We start from the raw sequence: 25529 nt of genomic DNA, 5'->3' as shown, positions 1-25529 counted from the left end.
GCTCCGTCAAAGGAACCTCGCATGGCTACGACACTGGAATTACCCAAGGATCAACTGATCCAGCACGCGCTGAAGCAGATGAAAAGCAGCCTCGGCGATAATACGTGGACTGACCGGCAAAAGCTGGCCCTGACCTGCCGGATTCTCTTCGAGGCCGGCCACGACTCCGGGCTCGCCGGGCAGATCACCTCGCGCGGCCCGGAGGCAGGGACCTACTACACCCAGCAACTGGGCCTGGGCTTCGACGAGATCAGCGCCGGCAACCTGCTGCTGGTCGACGAAGACCTCAACGTCCTCCACGGGCACGGCATGGCGAATCCGGCCAATCGCTTCCACAGCTGGGTCTATCGCGCCCGCCCGGACGTCAACTGCATCATCCACACCCACCCGCTGCACATCGCCGCGCTGTCGACCCTGGAAGTACCGCTGCAGGTCTCGCACATGGACCTTTGCCCGCTATACGACGACTGCGCCTTCCTCAAGGACTGGCCGGGCGTGCCGGTAGGCAACGAGGAAGGCGAGATCATCTCCGCCGCCCTCGGCGACAAGCGCGCCATCCTGCTCTCCCATCACGGCCTGCTGGCCACCGGTGCAAGCATCGAGGAGGCCTGCGTGATCGCGGTGCTGCTCGAGCGCGCGGCGAAGATGCAGTTGCTGGCGATGGCCGCCGGAGAGATCAAGCCGATCCCGCCGGCCCTGGCGCGCGAGGCCCACGACTGGATCTCCACCCCGAAGCGCCACGGCGCCGCATTCAACTACTACGCCCGGCGCTGCCTGCCGCGCAACAGCGACTGCCTGAGCTGAACGACCTTTCCCACCAGGTCCGTCCTGGCATTTCCCACTCAATGTCACGGGTACATCCAATGTCCGCATCCATCCACGGCATCATCGGCTACACCATCACCCCCTTCGCCGCCGACGGAGGTCTCGACCTGCCGGCCCTCGGCCGCTCCATCGAGCGCCTGATCGACGGCGGCGTGCACGCCATCGCCCCGCTCGGCAGCACCGGCGAAGGCGCCTACCTGAGCGACCCGGAATGGGACGAGGTGGTCGACTTCACCCTGAAGACCGTCGCCCATCGCGTGCCGACCATCGTCAGCGTCTCCGACCTGACCACCGCCAAGACCGTGCGCCGCGCGCAGTTCGCCGAATCCCTCGGCGCCGAGGCGGTGATGGTCCTGCCGATCTCCTACTGGAAGCTCAACGAGGCGGAAGTGTTCCAGCACTACCGCGCGGTGGGCGAAGCCATCGGCGTGCCGGTGATGCTCTACAACAACCCGGGCACCAGCGGCATCGACATGTCGGTGGAACTGATCCTGCGCATCGTCCGCGAAGTGGACAACGTGACCATGGTCAAGGAGAGCACCGGCGACATCCAGCGCATGCACAAGCTGCGCCTGCTCGGCGAAGGCCGGGTGCCCTTCTACAACGGCTGCAACCCGCTGGCGCTGGAGGCCTTCGTGGCCGGCGCGAAAGGCTGGTGCAGCGCCGCGCCGAACCTGATCCCGACGCTCAACGGCCAGCTCTACCAGGCGGTGCTCGACGGCGACCTGGAGAAGGCCCGCGCGCTGTTCTACCGGCAGTTGCCGCTGCTCGACTTCATCCTCCGCCGGGGCCTGCCGACCACCATCAAGGCCGGCCTGGGCCTCTCCGGCCTGGAGGTGGGGGCGCCGCGCCTTCCGGTGCAGGCGCTGGATACCGAGGGCTGTCGGTATCTGCAGGGGTTGTTGGAAGAGCTGCGCTGATCACCCCGTCAGCGCTTTGACCCGACGGGCCCGGACGACTTGGGGCCCGTCGTTTTTTTTGCCGACGCGCAGCGCGCTCAGCGCGCCGCCCAGGCATTGAAACGCTGTTCCAGCTCCTCGCCGTGGTCCACCCAGAACTCGGCATCCACCGCCCGCGCGCCTTCGAGGTTGGCCGGCGCGGTCGGCAGCGCCTCCTGCACCGTCTTCGGCAGCAACGCCAGGGTGCCCTTGTGTACCGGCCCGTAGGGGATCTGCTCGGAGAACACCTTCTGCGTCTGCGGCTGGCTGGCGAAGGCGATGAATTTCTCCGCCAGCGTCTTGTTCGGCGTGCCCTTCACCACCGCCCAGTACTCCGGATCGTAGAGACTGCCGGGCCAGACGATGGCCAGTTTCACCCCCTCCTTCTGCGCAGCGGCGATGCGCCCGTTGTAGGCCGCGCTCATCACCACGTCGCCGGCCGCCAGCCATTGCGGCGGCTGGGCGCCGGCCTCCCACCACTGGATGTTCGGCTTGAGCTGGTCGAGCTTGGCGAAGGCGCGGCTGACCCCCTCCGGGGTGGCAAGTACCTTGTAGAGGTCCTCCGCCTTCACCCCGTCGGCCAGCAACGCCACTTCCAGGGTGTACTTGGCGCCCTTGCGCAGGCCACGCTTGCCGGGGAACTCGCGGACGTTCCAGAAATCCGCCCAGGACTGCGGCGCCCTGGCCAGCTTCGTCGAGTCGTAGGCCATCACCATCGACCAGACGTAGGTGGCCACCCCGCACTCGCTGAAAGTGCCGGGGACGAACTGCGCGGGGTCGCCGAAACGCGCCGGGTCGAGGCGTTCGAACAGCCCCTCGTCGCAGCCGCGGAGCAGTTCGGGGCTCTCCACCTCGACCACGTCCCAGCTGACCTTGCCGACGTCGACCATGGCCTTCACCTTGGCCATTTCGCCGTTGTATTCGCCGGCGACCACCTGCCCGCCGCCGCTTCGCTCGAAGGGTTTGAAATAGGCCTGTTCCTGGGCGGCCTTGGTCGCGCCGCCGAAGGAGATCACCGTCAGGCTCTGGCTCTGCGCCTGGGCCGCCGCGGCGAACGCCAGGCCGAACAGGGACAACCGGGAAAACACGTGTGCGTACTGGTGCAAGGACTTGAACATGGAACACTCCCACAGCCGATTGGCATTGTTGTGATGTTGCTGAGGCAGTTGCCGGCCAGAGGCCGAAACGGTTCCGCGCGCGGTCGCCAGGCGCCGCATCGTCGTTATGGGGGGACGCTCCGTGTCGCAGGCGACCCGGCCGAGGCCGGGCCGCCGGGGCGCGTCAGAGCACGCCGATCTCGCGCGCGGTACGATCCACCGCGATACGGGTCTTGTCGATCAGTTCGTCGATCTCGGCACGCCCGGCCACCAGCGCCGGGGCCATGATCATGCGGCCGAGGGTGGAGCGGATGATCACGCCCTCCTCGAAGCCGATGGTGCGGCAGCGCCAGGCCAGATCGTTCTCGTTGGCGAAGCGCTTGCGGGTCGCCTTGTCCTCGGCGAACTGCAGCGCGGCGACGAAGCCGGCGCCCTGGACCTCGCCGACCAGCGGATGGTCGCCGAAGACCTCGCGCAGGCAGCGTTGCAGGTAGGGTCCGGTCTCCTCCCTGACCCGCGTGACCACGCCCTCGTCGCGCAGCGCCTTGAGGTTGGCGATGGCCACCGCCGCCGCCACCGGGTGGCCGGAATAGGTCAGGCCGTGGGCGAACACCCCGCCCTGCTCCACCAGCACCTCGGCGATGCGCTTGCCGAGTACCAGGCCGCCCATGGGGATGTAGCCGGACGTCAGGCCCTTGGCGATGGACAGGGTGTCCGGCTGGAAGCCGAAGTGTTCGTGGGCGAACCATTCGCCGGTGCGGCCGAAGCCGCCGATCACTTCGTCGGCGCACAGCAGCACGTCGTACTGCCGGCAGATGCGCTGGATCTCCGGCCAATAGCTTTGCGGCGGGAAGATCATGCCGCCGGCGCCCTGGAAGGGCTCGGCGACGAAGGCGGCGACGTTCTCCGCGCCCAGTTCGAGGATCTTCTCCTCCAGTTGCAGCGCCGCGCGGCGACCGAACTCGGCCGGGCTCAGCTCGCCGCCGTTGGCGTACCAGTAGGGTTCGTCGATGTGGGCGAAGTCCGGCAGCATGCCGCCCATCTCGTGCATGAACTTCATCCCGCCGAGCGCGGTGCTGCCCAGGGTCGAGCCGTGGTAGCCGTTCCAGCGGCCGATCATGATCTTCTTCTGCGGCTTGCCGAGGATCTGCCAGTAGCGCCGCACGGTACGGATCAGCACCTCGTTGGCCTCGGAGCCGGAGTTGGTGTAGATCGCGTGGCTGTAGTGGTCCGGCAGCAGGCTGAAGAGCATCTCGGAAAGCTCCACCACCGCCGGGTGGGTGGTGTGGAAGAACATGTTGTAGTACGGCAGTTGTTCCAGCTGGCGGCTGGCGGCGGCGGCGAGGTCCTGGCGGCCGTAGCCGAGGTTGGTGCACCAGAGGCCGGACATGCCGTCCAGGTAGCGCTTGCCGTCGTTGTCCCAGAGCTGCAGGCCATCGCCGCGGACCATCACCCGCGGGCCTTCGCGGTTCAGCGCCTTCTGGTCGAGGAAGGCGTGGATGTGGTGCGCGGCGTCCAGTTGCTGGTAGTCGCGGGTGTCGCGCTGCGGGTTGAGCTGAGCGGTCATCGTCTGTGTTCTCCTTGTTCCCTTGGCGCGTCAGGCCGAAGGGGATTGCAGGGGATCGAGGGCGACGGACTTGCCCTGGGCAGTCTCACCGGCCGTCTCGAGCGGTTCGGGTACGAAGAGGGGCTTGCGCATCACGCCCTTGATCCACACCACCGCCACCAGCGAGACCACGCCGAGCACCACGCCGGCGCTGGCGAAGATCCGTCCGGTCATTTCCGGGGTCGGCGAGACGTGGACCACCGCGTAGATCATCCCGGCGATGCCGAACAGTTGCGGCAGCGGGTAGAACGGCGTGCGGAACGGACGGGCGATGTGCGGATAGCGACGGCGCAGGGCCAGCACGTCGACGTGGGCGATGATGTAGGCCAGCAGCCAGGCCAGCGCGGCGGCGAGCAGCAGCAGGTTGATCGAGTCCGGGTCCTGGCCGAGGATCAGGATCGGCAGGCCGGTGATCGCGGCGACGAACAGCACCGCCACCCAGGGCGTGCGCGCCCGCCGGCTGAGCTGCTTGAATTGCGGGAAGGCCTGGCCGTTCTGCGCCATCCCGTAGAGCATCCGCGGGATCGCCGCCAGCGACGAGTTGAGGGTGCTGCAGGTGGCGGTGATCGCGGCGATCACCAGGAACAGCTGGCCGTACTCGCCGAACACACGGTTGGCGAAGAGGAAGTGTGGCAGCGGGTCGCCGGCCAGTTCCGCCTGCGGGATGCACAGCAGCGCACCGAAGCAGTAGAGGGCGATGGTCAGGAAGATGATGCTCAGGCCGAGGATCATCGAACGCGGGATGTTGCGCTCCGGACGCCGCGTCTCCTCCACCAGCGGGCAGACGAACTCGGCGCCGACGAAGCCCCACACGGCCATCGCGGTGAGCGCCAGGGCGCTTACCCCGAGCGGGTTCCAGCCGCTCGCCAGGGCGGTCTGCGCGGAAGCGTGGTCGCTGCTCACCGCACCCAGGCCGAGCACCAGCAGGACGATCATCATCAGCAGCGCCAGCGCGCTCTGCAGGCGCGCGAAGATGTCGATGCCGAGCAGGTTGAGCAGGGTGAACAGACCGAGCACGCCGTAGGCCACCAGCATCGGCGGCAGCGCGCCGGGGTAGACCTTGCCGATGATCAGGTCGAGCAGCAGCAGTTCCGCCGAGAGGGCGAACATCGCCACCACCACGTAGCCGGAAAAGGTCGCCAGGATCGCCGGGAAATGCCCGATGGCCACCTCGGTGTAGCTGCTCAGGCTACCGGCGCGGGGAATCATCAGGGCCAGCTCGGAAAAGGAAAAGGCGTAGCTCAGCGCCAGCAGGTAGGCCACTCCCAGCGGCACGATGAAGCCCAGGCCGGCCGTCCCGGCGCCTTGCAGCATCAGTACCATCACGCCCTGGGAAACCACCAGGCCGATGGCCACCGCCAGCAGCGGTCCCAGCCCGAGCACGCGGCGCAGGGCCGGCTCACGCACGTTCGGCGTGTCGTTCATTCGATCGTCCTCTTGTTGTCGTTATCGGCATCGAGTCGTGTCGCGTCCGTCGCGTCTTCAGCGCAACTGGAACCAGGTCGTCTTCAACTGGGTGTACTTGTCGAAGGAATGCAGCGACAGGTCACGACCGAAGCCGGACTGCTTGCCGCCGCCGAAAGGCACCGCGACGTCCAGCGCGTCCACGGTATTCACCGACACCGTTCCGGCATTCAAGCGCCGCGCCACCCGGTGCGCACGGTGCAGGTCGTCGCTCCACAGCGAGGCGGCGAGGCCGTAGCGGCTGTCGTTGGCCAGGCGTATGGCCTCGTCCTCGGAGTCGAAGGCGCTGATCGCCAGCACCGGACCGAAGATTTCCTCGCGGGCCAGCTGCATGTCCGGGCGTACTCCGCCGAACAGGGTCGGTTCGATGAAGTTGTCCGAACCGTTGATCGTCAACTGGCGGCCACCGCCGAGCAGGGTCGCGCCCTCGCCTTGCGCCCGCTCGATGGCGGCAAGGATCCCGGCGGTCTGCCGGCGGTCGACGATGGCGCCGGCGCGGCTGGCCGGGTCCAGCGGATCGCCCGGCTGCCAGTCGCGGGCCTTGGCCAGCAGGCGCTCGACGAACTCGTCGTGGATCGAACGCTCCACCAGCAAGCGCGAGTTCGCCGAACAGACCTCGCCCTGGTTGAAGAAAATGCCGAAGGCGGCCTTTTCCGCCGCCAGGTCAAGATCGCGGCAATCGGCGAACACCAGGTTCGGACTCTTGCCGCCGCACTCCAGCCAGACCTGCTTGAGGTTGGATTGCGCGGAATACTGCATGAAGTACTTGCCGACCTCGGTGGAGCCGGTGAACACCAGTGCGTCCACCTCCGGGTGCAAGCCGAGGGCCTTGCCGGCCTGCTCGCCGAGGCCCGGCACCACGTTCAGCACGCCTTCCGGCACCCCCGCCTCCAGGGCCAGCTCGGCCAGGCGCAGGGCGGAGAACGGCGACTGCTCGGCCGGCTTGAGCACCACCGAGTTGCCGGCGGCCAGGGCCGGGGCGAGCTTCCAGGCGGCCATGTCGAGCGGGAAGTTCCACGGCACCACCGCGCCGATCACCCCCAGCGGCACGCGGGTAATGGTGGCCAGGGTCTGCTGGGCGGTCGGCGCGACCTGGTCGTAGAGCTTGTCGAGGCTTTCCGCATACCAGGCGAAGACGTGGGCGGCGCCGGGTACATCGATGTTCCAGGCGTCCATCACCGGCTTGCCCATGTTCAGCGAGTCGAGCAGCGCCAGCTCTTCGCGATGGGCCAGCATCAGCTCGGCCAGGCGCAGCAGCACGCGCTTGCGCTCGACCGGGGCGAGACGCGCCCAGGGGCCTTCGTCGAAGGCGCGGCGGGCGGCGGCCACTGCCGCGTCGACGTCGGCCGCATCGCAGGCCGCGACCCGCGCCAGCAGGCGATTGCTCGCCGGATCGATGGCGTCGAAGGTAGCGCCGCTGGCGGCTGGACGCTGGCGGCCGCCGATCAGGGCCTGGTCGATGAAGCGCTGTGTCGCGGCGCGCCGTTGCCAATCGCTGAGTTCGAACACCCCACCTTCTCCTTGTTATCTCGCCGGTCTGCGCCGGTCGTGGTTCTGCACGCATGGCCCGGACCGCCGGGAGGCGGACCGCTGTCCATGGGGTCGATGGGGAAGGATGGTCGCGCAAGCCGCGGCGAAGGAAAATTATTAAAAATGTCCTCGGGACATAAGAAAAAGCTGGCCAGGCGTGCCCCGGCAAAGTGCGTCGTGCTGGGTTATCGTGCAGGCGGGCAATCGTCGTCGCGGCCAGCGCCGCGACGCTCGGCAGCGGCCTGCAACTTGCTTGCAGCGCGGCGGACACAACAATCGAGGCGCGCACGCCCGGCCCGGGGAGGATGATGCGCCGATGAGGTCTTGCAGTGGCGTCCTATACCTTGCGGCAACTCAAGTATTTCGTGACCACCGTGGAATGCGGCAGCGTGGCCGAGGCCTCGCGCAAGCTGTACATCGCCCAGCCGTCGATCTCCACGGCGGTGAAGGGTCTGGAGGAAAGCTTCGGCGTGCAGCTGTTCATCCGCCACCACGCCCAGGGCGTGTCGCTGACCCCCGCCGGCGCGCGCTTCTACCGCAAGGCCCAGGAACTGCTGCGGATGGCCCACGAGTTCGAGCAGAACGCCCTGGCCGACAACGACGTGATCGCCGGGCAGATCGACATCGGCTGCTTCGAGACGGTCGCCCCGCTCTACCTGCCGGGCCTGATCGCCGGCTTTCGCCAGGCCTATCCGGGGGTGGAGATCCGCATACGCGACGGCGAGCAGCAGGAACTGGTGCAAGGCCTCACCTCCGGGCGCTTCGACCTGGCCTTCCTCTACGAGCACGACCTCGACTCGACCATCGAGACCGAGCCGCTGATGCCGCCGCAACGACCCCACGCGCTGCTCCCCGAAGGGCACCGCTTCGCCGGGCAGGCGCAGGTGTCGCTGCGCGACCTGTGCCTGGAACCGATGATCCTGCTCGACGTGCAGCCCAGCCGCACCTATTTCGTCAGCCTGTTCGAGGAACTCGGCCTGACGCCGAACATCGCCTTCAGCTCGCCGTCCATCGAGATGGTGCGCGGCATGGTCGGCCAGGGCTTCGGCTTCTCCCTGCTGGTCACCCGCCCGCATTCGGAATGCACCTACGACGGCAAGAAGGTGGTCATGGTCGACCTCGCCGAGCCGGTGTCCACCTCCGGGCTCGCCGCCGCCTGGCTGAAACGCGCGCAACTGACCAAGCCGGCACGATTGTTCGTCGACTACTGCCGGGAGCAACTGGGCAAGCTTGCCGAGCGCCGGCACTGACCCTCAGCTTTCCGACATTCCAAGAGGAACTTTCTTTCTGACAAAGACGAATCCGATGACTGTGGCAAAAAGCCTCCGTTGCTAGGGTGGCCGGCGCTCCGGACCACCCCGGTCCGGCAGGTCACCGGCAGCAAGGGCACCATCCGCTCCATCCGCTGAGTTCCGTTAGCCTATCGGCGGCTCAGGCTGCCGAAGCGGGATTCCATCCGGTCAGTGCAACTCCGCCTTCCCCAAGGCGTTTCCAGGCCGTCATGCTCCGCCACGCGCTAGGACATGACGGCCCTTTTTACCCCTCCCGCGCCGCCTCAGGCACAATCCCCCGACGCCACCGGCCAGGGGAACGCGGATGCTGATCGACGAAGAAATCACCCTCAAGAAGCTGGAAACCTTCCTCGCCTTCATGCGCACCGGCAACCTGGCGCGCGCGGCGGCGGAACTGGGCACCAGCAACGTCAGCGTGCACCGCGCCATCCACTCGCTGGAAAGCGCCCTGCGCTGCCCGCTGTTCAAGCACGAGGGACGCAACCTGACCCCGCTGGAAAGCGCCTACGTGCTCGAGGAGCGCGCGCAGAAGCTGGTCCAGGAGGTACTCGACACGGTGCGCCTGACCCGCGAGGCGGCCGGCTTCTCCGCCGAGCGCTTCAAGCTCGGCGCGCTCTATTCGCTGACGGTGAAGACCGTGCCGCAACTGATCATGGGCCTCAAGCTGCGACGCAGCGCGCTGAATATCGACCTGATCCTCGGCTCCAACGTCGACCTGTTCTACCAGCTGAAGAACATGGAGCTGGACGCCATCCTGGTGTCGCTCAACGACAGCGTCAGCGATCCCGACTGCGAGCACCTGCCGCTGTTCTCCGATGACATTTTCCTCGCCGTGCCGGTGGACTCGCCCTACGCCAGGCTCGCCGAGATCGATCTCAGCACCCTGCGCGACACGCCCTTCGTCACGCTCACCCAGGGCTTCGCCACCCATCAGGACGGCACCCGGGTGTTCCAGCAGGCCGGCTTCGAACCGCAGATCGCGATGCAGGTGAACGACATCTTCACCCTCCTCAGCATGGTCAGCTCGGGGGTCGGCCATGCGCTGCTGCCCAAACGCATCGAGGCGGTCTACGAGAACCGCGTGCGGCTGATCCCGCTGCAACCGCGCTATCGCCTGCAGCAGCACATCGGCGTGGTGTTCCTCAAGGCCAAGGAGCGCGACCCGAACCTGCTGGCGTTGCTCGCGGAGTGCCGGATGTACAGCCTGCGCCTGGAGCAGGAGGCGGCGGGATAGCGGACGGAAGTCCACATTGCCGCTGGCCCGCTGACCTCTCCCCAACCCTCGCCCTTCAGGGAGAGGGGGCCCGGACCAGCCCGCTCACCCAACCAGGCCGCGCACGCTGAAATACAGCAGCGACGGACCCAGCAGGCAACCGATGGCGGTGTAGAACGCCGCGGTCAGGCAACCGTAGGGCACCAGCTTCGGGTCGGTGGCGGCAAGGCCGCCGGCGACACCGCTGGAGGTGCCCATGAGACCACCGAAGATCACCGCCGTACGTGGATTGTTCAGGCCGATGTAGGGCGCGACGAAAGGCGTCAGGACCATCACCAGGATCGCCTTCACCAACCCGGCGGCGATGCTCAGCGCCATCACCTCGGAACTGGCCCCCAGGGCGGCGCCGGTCACCGGTCCGACGATGTAGGTGACCGCGCCGGCGCCGATGGTGGTCAGGCTGACCGCATCGGTGTAGCCGAACGCCATGGCCACCGCGACCCCGGCGACGAACGACGAACCGACCCCGAGGAACAGCGACACCACCCCGGAAACCCCTGCCCGACGCAGTTCCTCGACATTCACCCCGAAGGCCGTGGCGACGATGGCGAAGTCGCGCAGCATGGCGCCACCCAGCAGGCCGATACCGGACATCAGGGGCACGTCCACCAATCCTTTCTGCCCGCCGGTGGCGACGCCGCCGACGTAGGACAGCACCAGGCCGAGGAAGATCGCGATCGCCGAGCCGTGCAGGCGCCCGCGGGTGAGGCGCGCCGACAACCAGTAGGACACCGCCATGGTCACGCCGATGATGGCGAAGCCGCTGATCAGGCCGTAGCCATTGATGACTTTGTTCAGGGACTCGAACATGGCGCTCACCCCTGCACGCTGGTGCGCGGTTTCAATGGCGGGGCGCCTTCGGCTTTCTTCCGGCCGAAGCGGTCGAGCAGCGGGACCAGGGCGAAGGCCACGGCGACCGCGGCGATGCCGGCGAGGATAGCGGCCGGCCCGCCGCTCAGCGCGCCGAGGACATTCTGCTGGGCGGCCATGGCGACCACGATGGGAATGTAGACCGCGCTCCAGAACTCCACGCCCTGCTCGGTCTTCGCCGAGAGCAGGCCACGCTTGCCCAGGTAGCTGCCGACGAAGATCAGCAGCAGCATGGCGATGCCGACGCCACCGACGTTGGCCGGCACGCCGAGCAGCACGCCAAGGATCTCGCCGATGAACAGCCCGGCGAGGGTACACAGAGACAGCAGTGCGACACCGTAGATAATCATTATTGTTGTCCTCGGTTGCGGATCGATGTTGTTGTTTTTATGCCTCGAACGAACGCTTATCGGGTTCTCTTTTCCTCCTCGCGCAACAGCGCGTCCAGGGTATCCGCCCGGGAGCCTTCGAAGGCCGGCGTGGCGCAGCCGAACAGAGGCCGCGCCAGACCGCTGAGGACCCGTCCCGGCGGCAGCTCGAGATGCAGGCGGGCACCGCGCTCGTAGGCGCTGCGCAATGTCGCCAGCCACTCGACGCGGCGCGCCATGTTGCCGGCGAGATCGTCGGCCAGCGCGGCCGGTTCGGCGACCAGGCGCGCCCGGCTGCTGCTCAGGTAGGGCACGCGCGGCCGATGCAGGCGGATGCCGGCGAAGGCTTCGGCCAGGCGCGCGGCCGGTTCGTCGAGCAGCGCACAGTGCGACGGTACGCTCACCGCCAGGCGCTTCGCCGCGCTGGCGCCGGCGGCACGGGCGCGTTCGGCGAGGGCGGCCAGAGCCGCTTCGCTGCCGGCCACCACCAGTTGCCGCTCGGCGTTGACGTTGGCCAGGTAGAGCGGCGGGTGCTCGCGCCGCACCGCCAGGATCAGCGCTTCCAGTTGCGCCTGTTCGAGACCGAGGATGGCGCTCATCCCGTAGCCCTCGGGCCAGGCGGCCTGCATCAGTTCGCCACGCAGCGCCACCAGACGCAGCGCGTCGTCGAAGTCCAGCGCGCCGGCTACCACCGCCGCCGGATAGGCGCCGATGGACAGCCCGGCGACCAGCCCCGGCCGATGCCCGCGCGTCTCCAGCAGGCGGCTGGCGGCGACCCCGGCGATCAGCAGGCACAACTGCACCGCGCGGGTGCCGCGCAAGGCCTCGGCGCTCTCCAGTTCGGCCGGCGCCTGGCCGAGACAGTCCGCCGCCTGCTCCAGGCAGGCGCGCACCGGCGGTTCGTCGGGCAAGGCCGCGAGCATGCCGGGACGTTGGGCGCCCTGGCCGGGATAGGCGAACAGCACGCTCATGCCTCGACCTCCGCGATCCGCCAGGGGTCTTCCAGCAACAGCGGCGCCTCGCTGCCTTTCGCCAGCACCCGGGGCCGACCCTCGGCCCATTCGCGCAGGGCCACGCCGCCCGCCGGGGTCTGCAGTTGCAGGTCGATCCGGCAGGGACACTGCTCGAAGCACTGCAGCAGGCGCAGCGCGTCATCGCGCGGGAACGGGCGCGGGGTGCGCAGCAGCAGGTCGAGGTCGCTGTCCGGATGCAGCACGGCGACCCCGCTGGCCAGCTCGAAACCGGCGCCGCCGGTCACGCCCCAGGCCAGTCCCAGCGCGTTCAGCGGCGCACGCAGGTCGCGCAAGGCACGCCAGGCCGGCAGATCGCGCAGCATCGCCGGCTCGCGCTGGCCCAGCGCTTCCGGGCGCAAGCGCCGGGTGATTGCCGCCAACGGCATCCAGCCGGCCCAGCGCTGCTCCCGCGCCAGGCCGCGCACGCCGATGGCCACCCGCGCAGGATCTGCCGGCGCACGGCGCACCACCACCGGCCAGCCGGCCTTCAGTGCCGCGCAGACCCAGGCCGGAGCATTCTCCGGCAAATGCGCCGGCGCCATGCCCAGGAGCAAGTCATGGGGTTCCGGCCCTGCCCTGCGACGCATCGGATCAGGAGCGAGCCGTCGCCGGCTGGAGCCCCGCTGTGAGCTGTTCGCGATGACCACGGCTCGCTCCTGAATTCACCACTGCTCGCGCAGCAGCCGGCGCACCCGCGCCGACGCCTCGCGGTTGGCCGCGCCGAGGCGGCCGCCGAGGTCGCGCGGGCCGCCGAGGATATCGGCCAGGGCCTCGCCCAGGCAGGTGCGGACCCGCACCAGGTCCGCCGTCGACGGCACCTCGACGGTCTCCACCGGAAGGGTCCTCCAGAGCAGGCCGAGCGACGCGTAGCTGTCGATGTCGTAGGCCATCGGCGGCACCTTCGCCGCCAACGCCTCCAGTTCCTCGACGCTGCGCAGGGTGATCCGCGCGGCGGCGGCCTTGCCCATGGCGTGGACCATCACCCCCGGATCGTGCAAGGCGATCAGGCGGTTGGCCTGGTAGCCGTGGGCGAGGAACGCGCCGGACATCGCCTTGCCCACCAGCAGGCCGATCAGCGGATGCCCGGCGAGTCGGGCGCGGGCGTAGGCATCCACCGCCCCGGCCAGCGCCTGGTGGATACCCAGGGCCTCCTCGCGGCGGCCGTAGGCCTGGCTCGGCACGTCGACGATGGCCAGCAGCGCGCGCTTGCGTGGCGCCTCGCGGTCGGCCTCCAGCGCCTCGTCGACGGCGGCGGCCAGGCCCCAGCCCTCGAGCAGCCCGACCTCGCCCTGGCGAGCGCGCGGGAACGGATTGTCGGGATCGGGCACGACGGCCAGGAAACGCACCGGGTAGCCGTCCAGCTCGGCATCGGCGACGCGCAACGAAGCAGGATCGCCGGGACGCGGCGCGAGGCTACCGGCCAGCGCCTGGAACCAGGCCAGGCCACGGGAAGCGAACGGTTGGCTCATGTTGCATCTCCTTGGCCCAGCCCCTGGTACAGCCGGCGCACGCCGGCGGCATCCGGTTGCTCGGCGGTATCGAGGTCGCCCAGCCGCCGCAGGTAATCCTCGGCGCGGCGGCAGCGCGGCCGTGCCGGCAGGCCCTTGGCGAAATACGCGAGTACCGAGGTGCGTACCTCATCGAGGTCGTCGGCCAGGTAGGCGTCGGCGAGACCGCTGGCGAAGCGCTGCTCGCCGCCGGTGAGGCTCCAGATGAACGGCCGGTCGCGCGAGTCGTATTCAGCGATGCCGGCCTCCTGTTCGATCACCTGCGGACCGTTCAAGCCGAGGCGCGCCTCGCGGGTCACCAGCACGTAGCTGCACAGCCCGGCGGCGATGGACATGCCGCCGAAGCAGCCGACCGGTCCGGCGATCACCGCCACCACCGGCTGGTAGCGCTGCAGATCGACGATGGCCGCCTGGATCTCGGCGATCGCCGCCAGTCCGAGGTTGGCTTCCTGCAGGCGCACGCCACCGGTTTCCAGCAACAGCAGGGCCCGGGTCGGAACGCCGTTGCGATTGTCCTCGGCGGCCAGCTCCAGCGCGCCGGCAATCTTCGCTCCGCTGACTTCGCCAAGGCTGCCGCCCTGGAAAGCACCTTCGATGGCGGCAAGCACCGCCGGCTGGCCGTCGAGGAGGCCACGGGCGACCACTACCCCATCGTCGGCCTGGGGCACGATGCCCTGTCGTTCCAGCCAGGGCGACTGCACGCCGGCGAAGGGATCGAGCAACTCGCGGAAGCTGCCCGCGTCAAGCAGGGCCCGGGCGCGTTGGCGCGCTCCCAGTTCGGTGAAGCTGCGCAGCGCCAGCAGGCGGGCGGCGTCAGTCATGGCCAGCCTCCTCCAGTGCCTGCTCCAGGCGCAGGCGGACCACCCCGGGAGTGGCGCCGAAATCGTGGATGCGGATCGACGCGGCCGGCGCCGTGGACGCCGCGAAGACCCGCGCGAAGAGTTGTTGCCAGCGCGGGCCGCTGCCGTTTACCGAGGTCACCACCTGGATGCTCAGCGCGCCTCCGGCGGCCGGCTCGAGCAGCACCTCCAGGTCGCCGGAGCCGACACAGCCGGCCAGGGCGCGACCGCGCGCCGGAGCGCCGGCGGGAAATTCGAAGGTCAGGGTTTCCATCTCAGAGACTCCCAGCCCACCCACCGGACACGGCGGGCAGGCGATCGAGGAAAAGACAGGCGGCCAGCAGGTCGGCGGCGCCGCCGGGCGAAGCGTTCAGCGCCAGCAGGCGGCGGTCCAGCTCGCACAGGCGGCGACGCCCGGCGAGACTGGCGCTGCCGCCGGCGGCGAGCACCGCGCGGGCGCCATCCTGCATCGCGGCGAGGCCGACGCGGCCGGCGCGGTGCAGCACGCAGGTATCGTCGAGGACGCTCATGATCGCCAGCAGCGCATCGAGCCTGGCGTTCTGCTCGCCAGCGCCGCCTTCGCGGCTGCGCCATAGCTGCGGCAGGCCGTGGCGCACTGCGCGGGGGAAGCCGAGACGCGCCTCCTCGCGGGCGCCGCCGACGCCGTAGCGCCGACGGACGCGCTCGCCGTGGCTGTCGCCGATGGCGGCCGCCGGATCGTCGAGCAGGGCGATGCGTCCTGCGCGCGCGGCCACTTCGCCGGCCTGCGTGCGGCGCGGTTCGAGAGCGGCGGCCGCGACCAGCAGGCCGAGCGCCCAGATCGCTCCGCGATGGGTGTTCACGCCTTCGGTGGTACGCAGCATCGCCGCCTCGCCGTCGCGCCCCAGTTGGCCAAGGACGCCGCGCAGGCGCGCATCGATGCGCCCATGCCGCTGTGCGGCGTCGGCCATTTCCTTGAAACACGGCCACAGGCTCAGCGCCGAGGCCTGCATCAGGCCCAGGTGCAGGTCGGCATGCGCGCCATTGCCGCGGCGGTCCACCAGGGCCGGCTTGGGCGACAGTTCGGCTTCGTCGATGAGGGCGTCCACCGCCAGGTCGGCCAGGCATTCGCCGAGGTCGGCGCACGGCGTCGCCGCGAGGTTCGCGATGGCGTTCATCACCAGCTCCTGAAACGCGCCGGCGGCTGGTACAGCCCGCCGGACCACTCGACCAGCTCGGCGATGCTCTTCGCCGCCAGCAGCTCGCGCGAGGCGTCGGTGCGGCGGATGCCGAGGTCCTCGGGCAGCGCGATCAGCCCTTCGCGGCGCATCCGCTGGGTCTCGCGCGGATCGTGGCGCAGGCCGATCGGACTGATCCCCGCCACCGCCGCGATCATCGCCTGGCGTTCCTCCAGGGAGCGCGCCTTGTACAGGTAGGCGATGCCTTCCTCGGTGAGCACATGGGTGACGTCGTCGCCATAGATCATCACCGGCGCCAGCGGCATGCCGGTCTGGCGCGCCACCTCCAGCGCGTCGAGGCGCTCGACGAAGGTCGGCTTGCCGCCGTCCTGGAAGGTCTCGACCATCTGCACCACCAGCTTCCTGCCGCGCTCCAGCAAGGCCTCGGGTTCGCCCCGCATGTCCAGCCAGGCCGGCGTCGAGTGGCGCCGGCCGCGCGGGTCGTGGCCCATGTTCGGGGCGCCGCCGAAACCGGCCAGGCGTCCGCGGGTGACGGTGGAGGAATGGCCGTCGCCGTCGACCTGGAGGGTAGCGCCGATGAACAGGTCGACGGCGTATTGTCCTGCCAGTTGGCAGAACATCCGATTGGAACGCAGCGAGCCGTCGCGACCGGTGAAGAACACGTCGGGACGCTGGGCGATGTAGCCCTCCATGCCCAGCTCGGTGCCGAAGCAGTGCACGCTCTCGACCCAGCCGCTCTCGATGGCGGGGATAAGGGTCGGGTGCGGGTTGAGGGTCCAGTGTCGGCAGATCTTGCCCTTCAGGCCGAGGGACTCGCCGTAGGTCGGCAGGATCAGCTCGATGGCCGCGGTGTTGAAGCCGATGCCGTGGTTCAGCGACTGCACGTTGTGCCGCTGGTAGATGCCGCGGATCGCCATCATCGCCATCAGCACGTGGACCGGCTTGATGTGGCGCGGGTCGCGGGTGAACAGCGGCTCGATGTAGAACGGCTGGTCGGCCTCGACCACGAAGTCCACCCAGGACGCCGGGATATCCACTCGCGGCAGGTCGCGCGGGTCGTCGACGATACGGTTGACCTGGACGATGACGATGCCGTCGCTGAACGCGGTGGGCTCCACCAGCGCCGGGGTGTCTTCCGTGCTCGGCCCGGTGTACACGTTGCCTTCGCGGTCGGCGACGAAACCGGCGACCAGCGCCACGTTGGGGATCAGGTCGACCACCAGCCGCGCGTACAGCTCGATGTAGGTGTGGATCGCGCCGATCTCCAGCAGGCCGTCTTCGAGCAACTGGCCGATGCGCAAGCTCTGCGGGCCGGAGAAGGAGAAGTCGAGCTTGCGCGCGATGCCCAGTTCGAACAGGTCGAGATGCTCCGGGCGGCCGACGCTGGGCATGATCATGTGCAGGTCGTGCAGCTTGCCGGGATCGACCCGCGCCAGCGAACGGGAGAGGAAATCCGCCTGCTTCTGGTTGTTGCCTTCCAGCACCACCCGATCGCCCGGCGCGATCAGCGCCTCCAGCGCGGCGACCAGGCGTTCGCGCGGCAGCACCGCGCCGTCAGCCAGGCCGCGCACGCGCTCGAGGCGCCGCTGCTTTTCCTGGCGGCGCCGCGACCACTGCGGCGGGGGAGAGATCGGTGTCGTCATGTCGGCTCCAGGTTTCACGCTGTCGTGAGGAGCCACGTTAGGCAGGCCGCCAGGCCTGTTCAATCAAGCCGGGCGACGAACCGTTACGCCAAGGTTAACGATCTGGAGGATCAGGCGCGGCGACGAGCCTGGCTGTCGATCAGGTACTGCAAGCGGAACAGGTGACGGTAGCCGGCCTCCCAGGCGCCGTGGCCGGACTTCACGTTGATGTGCCCGGCCTCGGGCAGGATCACCGTCTCCGCGCCCCAGGCGCGGGCCAGGTGCATGGCGCGCTGCGGGCTGCAGGCCTGGTCGTTGTCGGAACCCACCAGCACGCTGGGGAACGGCAACGGCTCGCGGCTGATCGGCGCGAAGTTGCGCAGCGCCTCGGCGCAGCTCTCGCGCTCGACGTCGGCCGGCGCCACCAGCAGGGCGCCGCGTACCTGGTCGCGCACCCGGCGCTCGGCCTGGGCCGCCCACAGCGCCACTGTCACACAACCCAGGCTGTGCGCGATCAGCACCACCGGCCCGGGCTGGCGGCGGATCTCGGCGTCCAGCTCGGCGATCCAGTCGGCGCGCAGCGGGGTGATCCAGTCCTGTTGCTCGACCCGTGAGGCATTGGGCAGCGCGCGCTGCCAGTGACTTTGCCAATGGGCGTCTTCCGAGCCGTACCAACCGGGCACCAACACATAACGGACGCGTTCGCTGTGCATGGAGAACCCTCCAGAAAAATTCATCACCAGGGAAGTGTAAGGGCGCAGCCTTTTTTCTCTAAGGAATAAAAAGCAATTTTAATATTCTATTAATACATATATGCCAATCGAGTTGATCCAGCGCAAGCCGAAGCCACTTTTCCGCGGCAACGCCTGGGCGGCGCAAGCCATCGGCGGTATACCTGAGCGCAGGCATCAGGTATCGGGACAGGATCATGGCCAAGAAATTTCCTCTCCATCCCAGCCATCCGGAGCGCATCTGCTGGGGTTGCGACCGCTATTGCTCGGCGGAATCTATGGGCTGCGGCAACGGCGCCAGCCGCACCCAGCATCCCAGCGAACTGTTCGGCGAGGACTGGGCCGGTGAATGGGAAGTCGAAGGAACGGAGGACGCCAAGGAGCAGGAGGCGCCGGCACGCCAGGCCTGAGCGCCCAGGCGTGGGACGTGCGAGCGCCGGACAGGGTGCGCGACGCATTCGCGAGCCCGGCCTCGGCGGATACGCCCGAGGAGCGTCCATCCGGAATAAAAAAGACCGCTCTCCCCTGCCCGGATCGGAGCGGTCGAAACCGTTGCCCGCCCGGCCTGCGCCGGACGGCGTGGATTCGCTTCAGCGTGCGGTGATCACCGCCAGCCTGGTGATCCCGGCGCGCTCGATGGAAGCCATGGCCTTCGCCACCTGGCCGTAGTTCACCCCTTCGTCGGCCTGCAACTGCACGCGGACCTCGGCGTCCTTCGCCTTGGCCGCGGCCAGGTTGCTCTCCAGCAGCTCCGGCTGGATCTCGTCCTTGTTGACGAACAGCTTGCCGGCGCCATCGATGCTCACCACCAGGGGATCCTTCTGCTCCGGCGGGGCCACCGATTCGGTCTTCGGCAGGTTGATCGGGATCGAGTTGGTCAGCAGCGGCGCGGTGACGATGAACACCACCAGCAGCACCAGCATCACGTCGACCAGCGGGGTGACGTTGATTTCGGAAAGGACTTCGTCGCTGTCCTGGGTCGAGAAGGCCATGTCAGGACGCCTCCTTCACGTTGCGCGAGGGGTTGCCGGCCTGGCGCGCGGCGGAGGGATGGACGATGACGCGGAACGCGCTCTTCTGCGCCAGGCTGTAGAAGTCGTGGGCGAAGTCGTCGAGGTCGGCGGCGGTCAGCTTCAGGCGCCGCAGGAAGTAGTTGTAGACCAGCACCGCCGGCACCGCGACGGCGATTCCCACGCCGGTGGCGATCAGCGCGCTGCCGATCGGCCCGGCCACGGTCTCCAGGCTCGCCGAGCCGGCCGCGCTGATCCCCTTGAGTGCCTCCATGATGCCCCAGACGGTGCCGAACAGGCCGATGAAGGGCGAGGTCGAGCCGATCGAGGCGAGCACCGCCAGGCCCGACTCCAGGGAACGCCGCTCGCGCTGGATCTGCTGGCGCAGGGCGCGTTCGAGACGGTCCTGGTGGTTGATCGACTGGGTCAGGTCGGGCTGGCCGTTGTCCTGCACCTGGATCGCGGCGAAGCCGGCCTGGGCCACGCGGGCGCCGGCGCCCTGCTTGTCCTGCGCCTGCTCGCCGGCGGAGTCGAGGCTGGTGGCGCTCCAGAACTGCTTCTGGAACTGGCGGTCCTGGCGCTTCTGCCGGGCGAACTGCACGCCCTTGACCAGGGCCAGGCCCCAGGTGACCACGGAAAAGCCGACCAGCAGCCAGATGACGGCGCCTTCGACGGATTCGAGCGGGGTGGTTAACAGACTCATGACGGATGCTCCTCGTGACGCTGCAGATTCAGTTCAACTTGAAATCGATCGGTACACTGACCCAGCCGTCCTCGGCCTTGTCGCCGCGCTTGGCGGGAACGAAGGACCAGCGCTTGACCGCTTTCACCGCGGCCTGGTCGAGGGCTTCGCGTCCGCTCGACTTCTGCACCTGGATCTCGCTCGGGCTGCCGCTGGCGAGGACATGCACCCGCAACAGCACGGTGCCCTCCCAGCCGCGGCGCATGGCCAGGGCGGGGTATTCCGGCGCCGGGTTGTGCAGGTAGCCGGCGTTCGCCGACGGCGGCGTCAGCGGCGCCGGCGCCGGCGGGGCGGGTGGCGCGGCGGGTTGCGGCGGCGCGGGCGGAGCCGGCTCGACGGCCTTCGGCGCCGGCTTGGGCCGGGGTTGCGGCTTGGGCTTGGGTTTCGGCTTTGGCACCGGCTTCGGCGGCGGCGGCTTCACCGCGTTCTCGTCGACCACCGGTGGTGGCGGTTCCTCGACCACCGGCGGCAACGGCTCGGGCGGCGGCGGTTCCACCACCGGCGGCGCCGGGGCGGTGAACTCGATGGTCATCGGCGGCACCTGTGGCGGCACCTCGGGCAGCGCCGGGGTTCTCTGCTGGCTCAGCCAATGGATCACCGCTCCGTGCAGGGTCAGGGCGAACAGGACCAGCAGGATCGCCTCGCGCCGGCTGAGCACCCGACCCTGTGCCGGGTTGTGGCGAACCAGGTGCAACGCCTGGCGAACCGGCCGACCGAGCGCCACCAGGTCGCCGCCGGGCGTCTCACGCCAGGGCTGCGTGCGGGCATCGACGGGCTGGGGTGTTGCCATGAAAAGCTCCTTGCACTGACGAACTCGATGGCCGCTCAGGTCCGTGCTGGAGTCCTAGCGGCGCAGGGAGTTGCATGATTGGCAAGGAGGCTTAGCGCCTGAAGTAATTATTTTTGTTATGGAAATAACTTCTGGAGCTATGGGTTTCGCCCCTATCGCCACAGGCCGCGTGGTTGGCGGGCTACAGCGATCCGACGAAAAACCCATGCCTTGCGGGCATGAAAAATATTCCTGAAAGGCTGGTGTTTTCGCCGTTGGAAGCGGCGGAGAACGCTGCGCGGACAACCCGCGAAAACGAAAAACCCCGGCCTGGGCCGGGGTTCTGGTGGACTCAGCGGGGAATCACTCCACCGCCTTGACCATGTCTTCGATGACTTTCTTGGCGTCGCCGAACACCATCATGGTCTTGTCCAGGTAGAACAGCTCGTTGTCCAGGCCGGCGTAGCCGCTGGCCATGGAGCGCTTGTTGACGATCACGGTCTTGGCCTTGTAGGCCTCGAGGATCGGCATGCCGGCGATGGGCGACTTCGGATCGTTCTTCGCCGCCGGGTTGACCACGTCGTTGGCACCGAGCACCAGGACCACGTCGGTCTGGCCGAACTCGGAGTTGATGTCCTCCATCTCGAACACCTGCTCGTAGGGCACCTCGGCCTCGGCCAGCAGCACGTTCATGTGCCCCGGCATGCGCCCGGCGACCGGGTGGATGGCGAACTTCACGGTGACCCCGCGATGGGTCAGCTTCTCCGCCAGTTCCATCAGCGCGTGCTGGGCGCGGGCCACCGCCAGGCCGTAGCCGGGGACGATGATCACGCTGTCGGCGTTGGTCAGCAGGAACGAGGCATCGTCGGCCGAACCGGACTTCACCGGACGCTGCTCCTTGGAGCCCGCCGGGCCGCCGGCGTCGGCTTCGGCGCCGAAGCCGCCGAGGATGACGTTGAAGAACGAGCGGTTCATCGCCTTGCACATGATGTAGGAGAGGATCGCGCCCGAGGAGCCGACCAGCGAGCCGGCGATGATCAGCATCGAGTTGTTCAGCGAGAAGCCGATACCCGCCGCGGCCCAGCCGGAATAGGAGTTGAGCATCGACACCACCACCGGCATGTCGGCGCCGCCGATGGGGATGATGATCAGCACGCCGAGGACGAAGGCCAGCGCCAGCATCACGGCGAAGGCGGTGAGGTTGCCGGTGAACATGAACACCAGGCCCAGGCCGAGGGTTGCCAGGCCGAGCACCAGGTTCAGCAGGTGCTGCCCGGAGAACTGCACCGGGGTGCCCTGGAACAGGCGGAACTTGTACTTGCCGGAAAGCTTGCCGAAGGCGATCACCGAACCGGAGAAGGTGATGGCGCCGATGGCCGCGCCGAGGAACAGCTCCAGGCGGTTGCCGGTGGGAATGGTGTCGCCCAGGTGCGCGACGATCCCCAGCGACTGCGGCTCGACCACCGCGGCGATGGCGATGAACACCGCGGCCAGGCCGATCATGCTGTGCATGAAGGCGACCAGCTCGGGCATCTTGGTCATCTCGACGCGCTTGGCCATGATCGAGCCGGCGGTACCGCCGACCAGCAGGCCGACGACGATGTAGCCGACGCCGGTGGTGGCGATCTCCGCGCCCAGCTTGAACACCAGGCCGACGGTGGTGGCCACGGCGATGGCCATGCCGACCATGCCGAAGAGGTTGCCGCGGCGCGAGGTGGTCGGGTGCGACAGGCCTTTCAGGGCCTGGATGAAGCAGACCGAGGCGATGAGGTACAGGAGGGTGACCAGGTTCATGCTCATCAGTGGCCCCCCGCCTTCGGCGCTTTCTTCTTGAACATTTCCAGCATGCGCCGGGTGACCAGGAAGCCACCGAACACATTGACCGCGGCCAGGGCCACGGCGAGGGTGCCCATGGCCTTGCCCAGCGGGGTCACGGTCAGGGCGGCAGCGAGCATGGCGCCGACGATGACGATCGCGGAAATCGCGTTGGTCACCGCCATCAGCGGGGTGTGCAAGGCAGGGGTGACGTTCCATACCACGTGGTAGCCGACGTACACGGCCAGCACGAAGATGATCAGGTTGTAGATCCCGTCAGAAATGATATCCATCGTTTTCACCGGTCTTCAGGGCGCAGGCGCGAGGCGTGCGCATTTATCGTTATCGAAGCTTCCCGACGCAGCGGCTCAGCCGTTCTTGCGCACCGCCTGGCCGTCGCGGCACATCAGGCAGGCGGCGACGATGTCGTCCTCGAGGTTCACGCTGAAGCCTTCGGCGTTCAGGGTGAGCTTGAGGAAGTCGAGGATGTTGCGCGCATATAGCGCCGAGGCGTCCGCCGGTACCAGCGCGGCCAGGTTGCTGTGGCCGACGATGGTCACGCCGTGCCGGACCACGACCTGGTCGGCCTCGGTCAGCGGGCAGTTGCCGCCCTGGGCGGCGGCCAGGTCGATGACCACCGAGCCCGGCTTCATCTCCGCCACGGTCGCCTCGTGCAGCAGCGTCGGCGCCTTGCGGCCGGGGATCAGCGCGGTGGTGATGACGATGTCCGACTGCTTGGCGCGCTCGTGCACGGCCTTGGCCTGGCGCTCCATCCACGAGGCCGGCATCGGCCGCGCGTAGCCGCCGACGCCTTCGGCACACTCGCGCTCTTCGTCGGTCTCGTAGGGCACGTCGACGAACTTGGCGCCGAGCGACTCGATCTGCTCCTTCACCGCCGGACGCACGTCGGAAGCCTCGATCACCGCGCCCAGGCGCTTGGCCGTGGCGATCGCCTGCAGGCCGGCGACGCCGGCGCCGAGGATCAGCACGCGGGCGGCCTTCACGGTACCGGCGGCGGTCATCAGCATCGGCATGAAGCGCGGGTAGTGGTTGGCGGCGAGCATCACCGCCTTGTAGCCGGCGATGTTGGCCTGCGAGGAGAGCACGTCCAGGCTCTGCGCCCGCGAGGTACGCGGCGCGGCCTCGAGGGCGAAGGCGGTGATGCCGCGCTCGGCCATGCGGGCGATGTTCTCGTTGTCGAAGGGGTTGAGCATGCCGACCAGCACGGCGCCGCTTTTCATCTGGGCCAGCTCGGCGGCGCTGGGCGCGACCACCTTCAGCACCAGGTCGGCGCCGAAGGCCTCGGCGGCGCTGCCGATCGTCGCGCCGGCGGCTTCATAGGCACTGTCCGGCTGGCTGGCGTTGACGCCGGCGCCGCTCTGGACGATCACCTGGTGGCCTTGGCCGATCAGCTTCTTGACGGTTTCCGGGGTGGCGGAAACCCGCGTCTCACCGGCATGGGTCTCGAGGGGGACACCGATCTGCACTCACGAATCTCCTGCGTGATTGTCGAGTAGTCCGGGGCACTGCGGATGGCGCACCGGCTGCGGAGGTCTAGCTCACATACCGCGATTCGCGAACGAACCTTGGCGCGGCATTGTGCAATCGAGCCGAAAAGCCTTCAACAAGTTCTGAAGGCATACGACAGAGAAACTACAAGTCATAAACCGACCAACAATTCCCGCCCATCGCCGCCGGGCGCGTCCTGACTGGCGTGCAGCCTATCCGGGGAAGCCCGCGCGAGAATATGACATCCCTGCCGTGAATGACCGGCTATCAGGTCAAGCCGCTACGGCTTCGACGGGAAAATATCCTGCCAGCGCCGCGGAATGCCGGGGTAATTAATGTTTTTAATACGCTGTATCAGCAATCCCTGATGCCTGGCCAAAGTAGCAAAGCAAAACTTTGACTACAAAGTCAGGATCGCCTTTCCATGGGCGCTGCAGGCCAGCTCGTTAGACCAAAGGCGAATTGCCCTATGGGCAGGATAGACGCGGAGAAATGGCAGAACTGCGACAGCATGTCGCAGTTCTGCTAGCTATTCGCCGGAACGGAAGGGGCTCGCCAGAGCGGCGCGCAGCGACCTACGCCGGTCGGCAACGGAGGAGCCGGCGCACGCTGGGGGATGCCGGCTCAGAACGGACGGCTGCCCGCCAGGCTGATGCGCTTCAGGCGCCGCCGCTCGCTGGCCGGGAAGGCGTTGCGCGCATGCAGCACGGCCTGGTTGTCCCACCAGACGATGTCGCCCACCGACCAGGCGTGGCTGTAGCTCAGTTCCGGGCGCGCCAGATGTTCGCGCAGGCGACCGATCAGCGCCTGGCCCCGCGCGGGGTCGTAGCCGGGAATCTCCACCTCGGTGTGGGCGCTGAGGAACAGTACGCGCCGGCCGCTTTCCGGGTGGGTGCGTACCAGCGGGTGCTCGCTGCCCTGGATCGGTTCGATGTCCGGCGTGCGGTAGGTGGCGAAACCGCCGCCGTAGCCGCCCTCGCGCAGGCGGATGAAGGGGTTGTAGTTGATCAGGCGCAGGCCATCGATCTCGCGCCGGGTCGCCTCGTCGAGGCTCTCGTAGGCGCGCGCCAGATTGGTGAAGCGCGTCTCGCCGCCACTGGACGGCACCTCCAGTGCGTAGAGGAACGAGCCGGAGGACGGCACCGGCGTCCATTGGTGGTCGATGTGTGCCGGCAGGGCGAAGTTGCCCAGTTCGCCGTCGCCGGTGTTGGCCACCTTGACGATGTCCGGCACCTTGCCGTCGCCACCCGAGGACAGCACCGGGATGTCCGCCGGCGGCTGGAACACCGAGCCGAACAGGGTGGCGAAGCGCAAGTACTGCTCATCGTCGAGGTGCTGCTGGCGGAACACCAGGATGTGGTGCTCGCGCAGCGCCTGCTTGAGCGCCAGGACCTGCTCCGGCGCCAGCGGCCGGCGCGCGTCGAGGCCACGGACTTCGGCGCCCAGCGGCGCCTCCAGGGGGGTGATGCGGAATGCCTCGGCGACCTCGGGTTCGGGTTGCCGGGCGGTGGCGGATTGGCTCATGTAAGG

At 68.4% G+C, this 25529-nt stretch carries 26 protein-coding genes; 5 read left to right on the top strand and 21 right to left on the bottom strand.

The genetic code is table 11. The features are described 5' to 3' along the window. Window positions 1-21 precede the first annotated feature (21 nt). Both LJF27_RS16710 and LJF27_RS16705 read left to right on the top strand, forming a co-directional pair. Window positions 22-804, top strand: coding sequence for an aldolase (locus LJF27_RS16710; protein WP_003084054.1), 783 nt, complete (start codon window positions 22-24; stop codon window positions 802-804). 59 nt (window positions 805-863) lie between these two features. Then, window positions 864-1745: a dihydrodipicolinate synthase family protein gene (locus LJF27_RS16705; protein WP_003101895.1), complete on the top strand. Its 882-nt coding sequence runs from the start codon at window positions 864-866 to the stop codon at window positions 1743-1745. A 77-nt stretch (window positions 1746-1822) separates the two neighbouring features. On the opposite strand, the gene LJF27_RS16700 is transcribed toward LJF27_RS16705, so the two are convergent. The 4 genes from LJF27_RS16700 to LJF27_RS16685 form a co-directional block, all read right to left on the bottom strand. Next, on the bottom strand, window positions 1823-2881 hold the full coding sequence (locus tag LJF27_RS16700; protein WP_004346815.1) for an ABC transporter substrate-binding protein: 1059 nt from the start codon (window positions 2879-2881) through the stop codon (window positions 1823-1825). 163 nt (window positions 2882-3044) lie between these two features. Continuing rightward, window positions 3045-4427, bottom strand: coding sequence for an aspartate aminotransferase family protein (locus tag LJF27_RS16695; RefSeq protein ID WP_003101901.1), 1383 nt, complete (start codon window positions 4425-4427; stop codon window positions 3045-3047). A gap of 30 nt (window positions 4428-4457) precedes the next feature. After that, window positions 4458-5891 carry an APC family permease gene (locus tag LJF27_RS16690; protein ID WP_003084045.1) on the bottom strand — a complete coding sequence of 478 codons (1434 nt, stop codon included), beginning with the start codon at window positions 5889-5891 and terminating at the stop codon, window positions 4458-4460. Between the two features lie 57 nt (window positions 5892-5948). Beyond that, window positions 5949-7439, bottom strand: a complete 1491-nt coding sequence (locus LJF27_RS16685; protein ID WP_004346820.1) for an aldehyde dehydrogenase — start codon at window positions 7437-7439, stop codon at window positions 5949-5951. A 350-nt stretch (window positions 7440-7789) separates the two neighbouring features. Here LJF27_RS16685 and LJF27_RS16680 point away from each other — a divergent pair, with 350 nt between their 5' ends. Next, window positions 7790-8710, top strand: a complete 921-nt coding sequence (locus LJF27_RS16680; RefSeq protein WP_003084035.1) for a LysR substrate-binding domain-containing protein — start codon at window positions 7790-7792, stop codon at window positions 8708-8710. A gap of 346 nt (window positions 8711-9056) precedes the next feature. Beyond that, entirely contained in the window at window positions 9057-9986 is a 930-nt protein-coding gene (locus LJF27_RS16675; protein WP_003084019.1) for a LysR family transcriptional regulator, read from the top strand. Between the two features lie 84 nt (window positions 9987-10070). On the opposite strand, the gene madM is transcribed toward LJF27_RS16675, so the two are convergent. The 10 genes from madM to LJF27_RS16625 form a co-directional block, all read right to left on the bottom strand. Beyond that, complete coding sequence (gene madM, locus LJF27_RS16670; RefSeq protein ID WP_003084016.1) at window positions 10071-10835, bottom strand: malonate transporter subunit MadM; 765 nt, start codon at window positions 10833-10835, stop codon at window positions 10071-10073. Window positions 10836-10840: 5 nt separating this feature from the next. Continuing rightward, window positions 10841-11245: a malonate transporter subunit MadL gene (madL, locus tag LJF27_RS16665; protein ID WP_003084010.1), complete on the bottom strand. Its 405-nt coding sequence runs from the start codon at window positions 11243-11245 to the stop codon at window positions 10841-10843. Window positions 11246-11301: 56 nt separating this feature from the next. Further along, window positions 11302-12234, bottom strand: coding sequence for a malonate decarboxylase subunit epsilon (gene mdcH / locus LJF27_RS16660; RefSeq protein WP_003112670.1), 933 nt, complete (start codon window positions 12232-12234; stop codon window positions 11302-11304). Beyond that, entirely contained in the window at window positions 12231-12923 is a 693-nt protein-coding gene (locus tag LJF27_RS16655; RefSeq protein WP_003118606.1) for a malonate decarboxylase holo-ACP synthase, read from the bottom strand. Before LJF27_RS16655 ends, mdcH begins: the two co-directional genes overlap by 4 nt. Before the next feature lie 15 nt (window positions 12924-12938). Continuing rightward, complete coding sequence (mdcE, locus tag LJF27_RS16650; protein ID WP_003112668.1) at window positions 12939-13745, bottom strand: biotin-independent malonate decarboxylase subunit gamma; 807 nt, start codon at window positions 13743-13745, stop codon at window positions 12939-12941. After that, the gene (locus LJF27_RS16645; RefSeq protein WP_023117249.1) at window positions 13742-14605 is read right to left on the bottom strand and encodes a biotin-independent malonate decarboxylase subunit beta; all 864 of its coding nucleotides are present in this window, start codon (window positions 14603-14605) and stop codon (window positions 13742-13744) included. The genes mdcE and LJF27_RS16645 overlap by 4 nt, the downstream gene beginning before the upstream one ends. Further along, a complete protein-coding gene (locus LJF27_RS16640) occupies window positions 14598-14897 on the bottom strand; it encodes a malonate decarboxylase subunit delta (RefSeq protein ID WP_003084001.1) in 300 nt (99 codons plus the stop codon). Before LJF27_RS16640 ends, LJF27_RS16645 begins: the two co-directional genes overlap by 8 nt. A gap of 1 nt (window position 14898) precedes the next feature. After that, the gene (locus LJF27_RS16635) at window positions 14899-15780 is read right to left on the bottom strand and encodes a triphosphoribosyl-dephospho-CoA synthase (RefSeq protein WP_003117235.1); all 882 of its coding nucleotides are present in this window, start codon (window positions 15778-15780) and stop codon (window positions 14899-14901) included. Further along, window positions 15780-17444 (bottom strand): malonate decarboxylase subunit alpha, encoded by a 1665-nt coding sequence (gene mdcA / locus LJF27_RS16630; RefSeq protein ID WP_003145070.1) that lies wholly within the window; start codon window positions 17442-17444, stop codon window positions 15780-15782. The genes LJF27_RS16635 and mdcA overlap by 1 nt, the downstream gene beginning before the upstream one ends. 110 nt (window positions 17445-17554) lie before the next feature. Further along, on the bottom strand, window positions 17555-18136 hold the full coding sequence (locus tag LJF27_RS16625) for an alpha/beta hydrolase (RefSeq protein ID WP_003106176.1): 582 nt from the start codon (window positions 18134-18136) through the stop codon (window positions 17555-17557). Window positions 18137-18351: 215 nt separating this feature from the next. Between LJF27_RS16625 and LJF27_RS16620 the strand changes: the two genes are divergently transcribed. Then, window positions 18352-18564, top strand: coding sequence for a DUF3079 domain-containing protein (locus LJF27_RS16620; RefSeq protein WP_003111981.1), 213 nt, complete (start codon window positions 18352-18354; stop codon window positions 18562-18564). A 180-nt stretch (window positions 18565-18744) separates the two neighbouring features. Here LJF27_RS16620 and LJF27_RS16615 read toward each other — a convergent pair whose 3' ends face one another. From LJF27_RS16615 to LJF27_RS16585, 7 genes are all read right to left on the bottom strand, one after another. After that, a complete protein-coding gene (locus LJF27_RS16615; RefSeq protein ID WP_003106175.1) occupies window positions 18745-19146 on the bottom strand; it encodes an ExbD/TolR family protein in 402 nt (133 codons plus the stop codon). 1 nt (window position 19147) lies between these two features. After that, the gene (locus tag LJF27_RS16610) at window positions 19148-19867 is read right to left on the bottom strand and encodes a MotA/TolQ/ExbB proton channel family protein (RefSeq protein WP_023097125.1); all 720 of its coding nucleotides are present in this window, start codon (window positions 19865-19867) and stop codon (window positions 19148-19150) included. Between the two features lie 28 nt (window positions 19868-19895). Next, window positions 19896-20696, bottom strand: coding sequence for an energy transducer TonB (locus tag LJF27_RS16605; RefSeq protein ID WP_023097124.1), 801 nt, complete (start codon window positions 20694-20696; stop codon window positions 19896-19898). A 342-nt stretch (window positions 20697-21038) separates the two neighbouring features. After that, window positions 21039-22475, bottom strand: coding sequence for an NAD(P)(+) transhydrogenase (Re/Si-specific) subunit beta (locus LJF27_RS16600; protein ID WP_003083975.1), 1437 nt, complete (start codon window positions 22473-22475; stop codon window positions 21039-21041). Then, the gene (locus LJF27_RS16595) at window positions 22475-22783 is read right to left on the bottom strand and encodes an NAD(P) transhydrogenase subunit alpha (protein ID WP_003083974.1); all 309 of its coding nucleotides are present in this window, start codon (window positions 22781-22783) and stop codon (window positions 22475-22477) included. The genes LJF27_RS16600 and LJF27_RS16595 overlap by 1 nt, the downstream gene beginning before the upstream one ends. A gap of 75 nt (window positions 22784-22858) precedes the next feature. Continuing rightward, entirely contained in the window at window positions 22859-23977 is a 1119-nt protein-coding gene (locus tag LJF27_RS16590; RefSeq protein ID WP_003083972.1) for a Re/Si-specific NAD(P)(+) transhydrogenase subunit alpha, read from the bottom strand. Between the two features lie 646 nt (window positions 23978-24623). Beyond that, window positions 24624-25523 carry a TauD/TfdA dioxygenase family protein gene (locus LJF27_RS16585; protein WP_003112661.1) on the bottom strand — a complete coding sequence of 300 codons (900 nt, stop codon included), beginning with the start codon at window positions 25521-25523 and terminating at the stop codon, window positions 24624-24626. Window positions 25524-25529 lie beyond the last annotated feature (6 nt).

It is taken from the genome of Pseudomonas sp. 203-8 (assembly GCF_020708595.1).
In the GTDB taxonomy this organism is placed as follows: Bacteria; Pseudomonadota; Gammaproteobacteria; order Pseudomonadales; family Pseudomonadaceae; genus Pseudomonas; species Pseudomonas aeruginosa.
Note: the sequence above shows the minus strand (reverse complement) of the source record. Positions and strands in the feature narration are given on the sequence as shown.

Coding starts and splice junctions, on each gene's coding strand:
- LJF27_RS16700 (WP_004346815.1), bottom strand. CDS start 2,881: ATGTTCAAGTCCTTGCACCAGTACGCACACGTGTTTTCCCGGTTGTCC.
- LJF27_RS16675 (WP_003084019.1), top strand. CDS start 9,057: ATGCTGATCGACGAAGAAATCACCCTCAAGAAGCTGGAAACCTTCCTC.
- LJF27_RS16595 (WP_003083974.1), bottom strand. CDS start 22,783: ATGGATATCATTTCTGACGGGATCTACAACCTGATCATCTTCGTGCTG.
- LJF27_RS16615 (WP_003106175.1), bottom strand. CDS start 19,146: ATGGCCTTCTCGACCCAGGACAGCGACGAAGTCCTTTCCGAAATCAAC.
- LJF27_RS16605 (WP_023097124.1), bottom strand. CDS start 20,696: ATGGCAACACCCCAGCCCGTCGATGCCCGCACGCAGCCCTGGCGTGAG.
- mdcE (WP_003112668.1), bottom strand. CDS start 13,745: ATGAGCCAACCGTTCGCTTCCCGTGGCCTGGCCTGGTTCCAGGCGCTG.
- LJF27_RS16710 (WP_003084054.1), top strand. CDS start 22: ATGGCTACGACACTGGAATTACCCAAGGATCAACTGATCCAGCACGCG.
- LJF27_RS16610 (WP_023097125.1), bottom strand. CDS start 19,867: ATGAGTCTGTTAACCACCCCGCTCGAATCCGTCGAAGGCGCCGTCATC.
- mdcH (WP_003112670.1), bottom strand. CDS start 12,234: ATGAGCGTGCTGTTCGCCTATCCCGGCCAGGGCGCCCAACGTCCCGGC.
- LJF27_RS16620 (WP_003111981.1), top strand. CDS start 18,352: ATGGCCAAGAAATTTCCTCTCCATCCCAGCCATCCGGAGCGCATCTGC.
- LJF27_RS16690 (WP_003084045.1), bottom strand. CDS start 5,891: ATGAACGACACGCCGAACGTGCGTGAGCCGGCCCTGCGCCGCGTGCTC.
- LJF27_RS16635 (WP_003117235.1), bottom strand. CDS start 15,780: ATGAACGCCATCGCGAACCTCGCGGCGACGCCGTGCGCCGACCTCGGC.
- madL (WP_003084010.1), bottom strand. CDS start 11,245: ATGATTATCTACGGTGTCGCACTGCTGTCTCTGTGTACCCTCGCCGGG.
- LJF27_RS16645 (WP_023117249.1), bottom strand. CDS start 14,605: ATGACTGACGCCGCCCGCCTGCTGGCGCTGCGCAGCTTCACCGAACTG.
- madM (WP_003084016.1), bottom strand. CDS start 10,835: ATGTTCGAGTCCCTGAACAAAGTCATCAATGGCTACGGCCTGATCAGC.
- LJF27_RS16695 (WP_003101901.1), bottom strand. CDS start 4,427: ATGACCGCTCAGCTCAACCCGCAGCGCGACACCCGCGACTACCAGCAA.
- LJF27_RS16600 (WP_003083975.1), bottom strand. CDS start 22,475: ATGAGCATGAACCTGGTCACCCTCCTGTACCTCATCGCCTCGGTCTGC.
- LJF27_RS16585 (WP_003112661.1), bottom strand. CDS start 25,523: ATGAGCCAATCCGCCACCGCCCGGCAACCCGAACCCGAGGTCGCCGAG.
- LJF27_RS16705 (WP_003101895.1), top strand. CDS start 864: ATGTCCGCATCCATCCACGGCATCATCGGCTACACCATCACCCCCTTC.
- LJF27_RS16640 (WP_003084001.1), bottom strand. CDS start 14,897: ATGGAAACCCTGACCTTCGAATTTCCCGCCGGCGCTCCGGCGCGCGGT.
- mdcA (WP_003145070.1), bottom strand. CDS start 17,444: ATGACGACACCGATCTCTCCCCCGCCGCAGTGGTCGCGGCGCCGCCAG.
- LJF27_RS16625 (WP_003106176.1), bottom strand. CDS start 18,136: ATGCACAGCGAACGCGTCCGTTATGTGTTGGTGCCCGGTTGGTACGGC.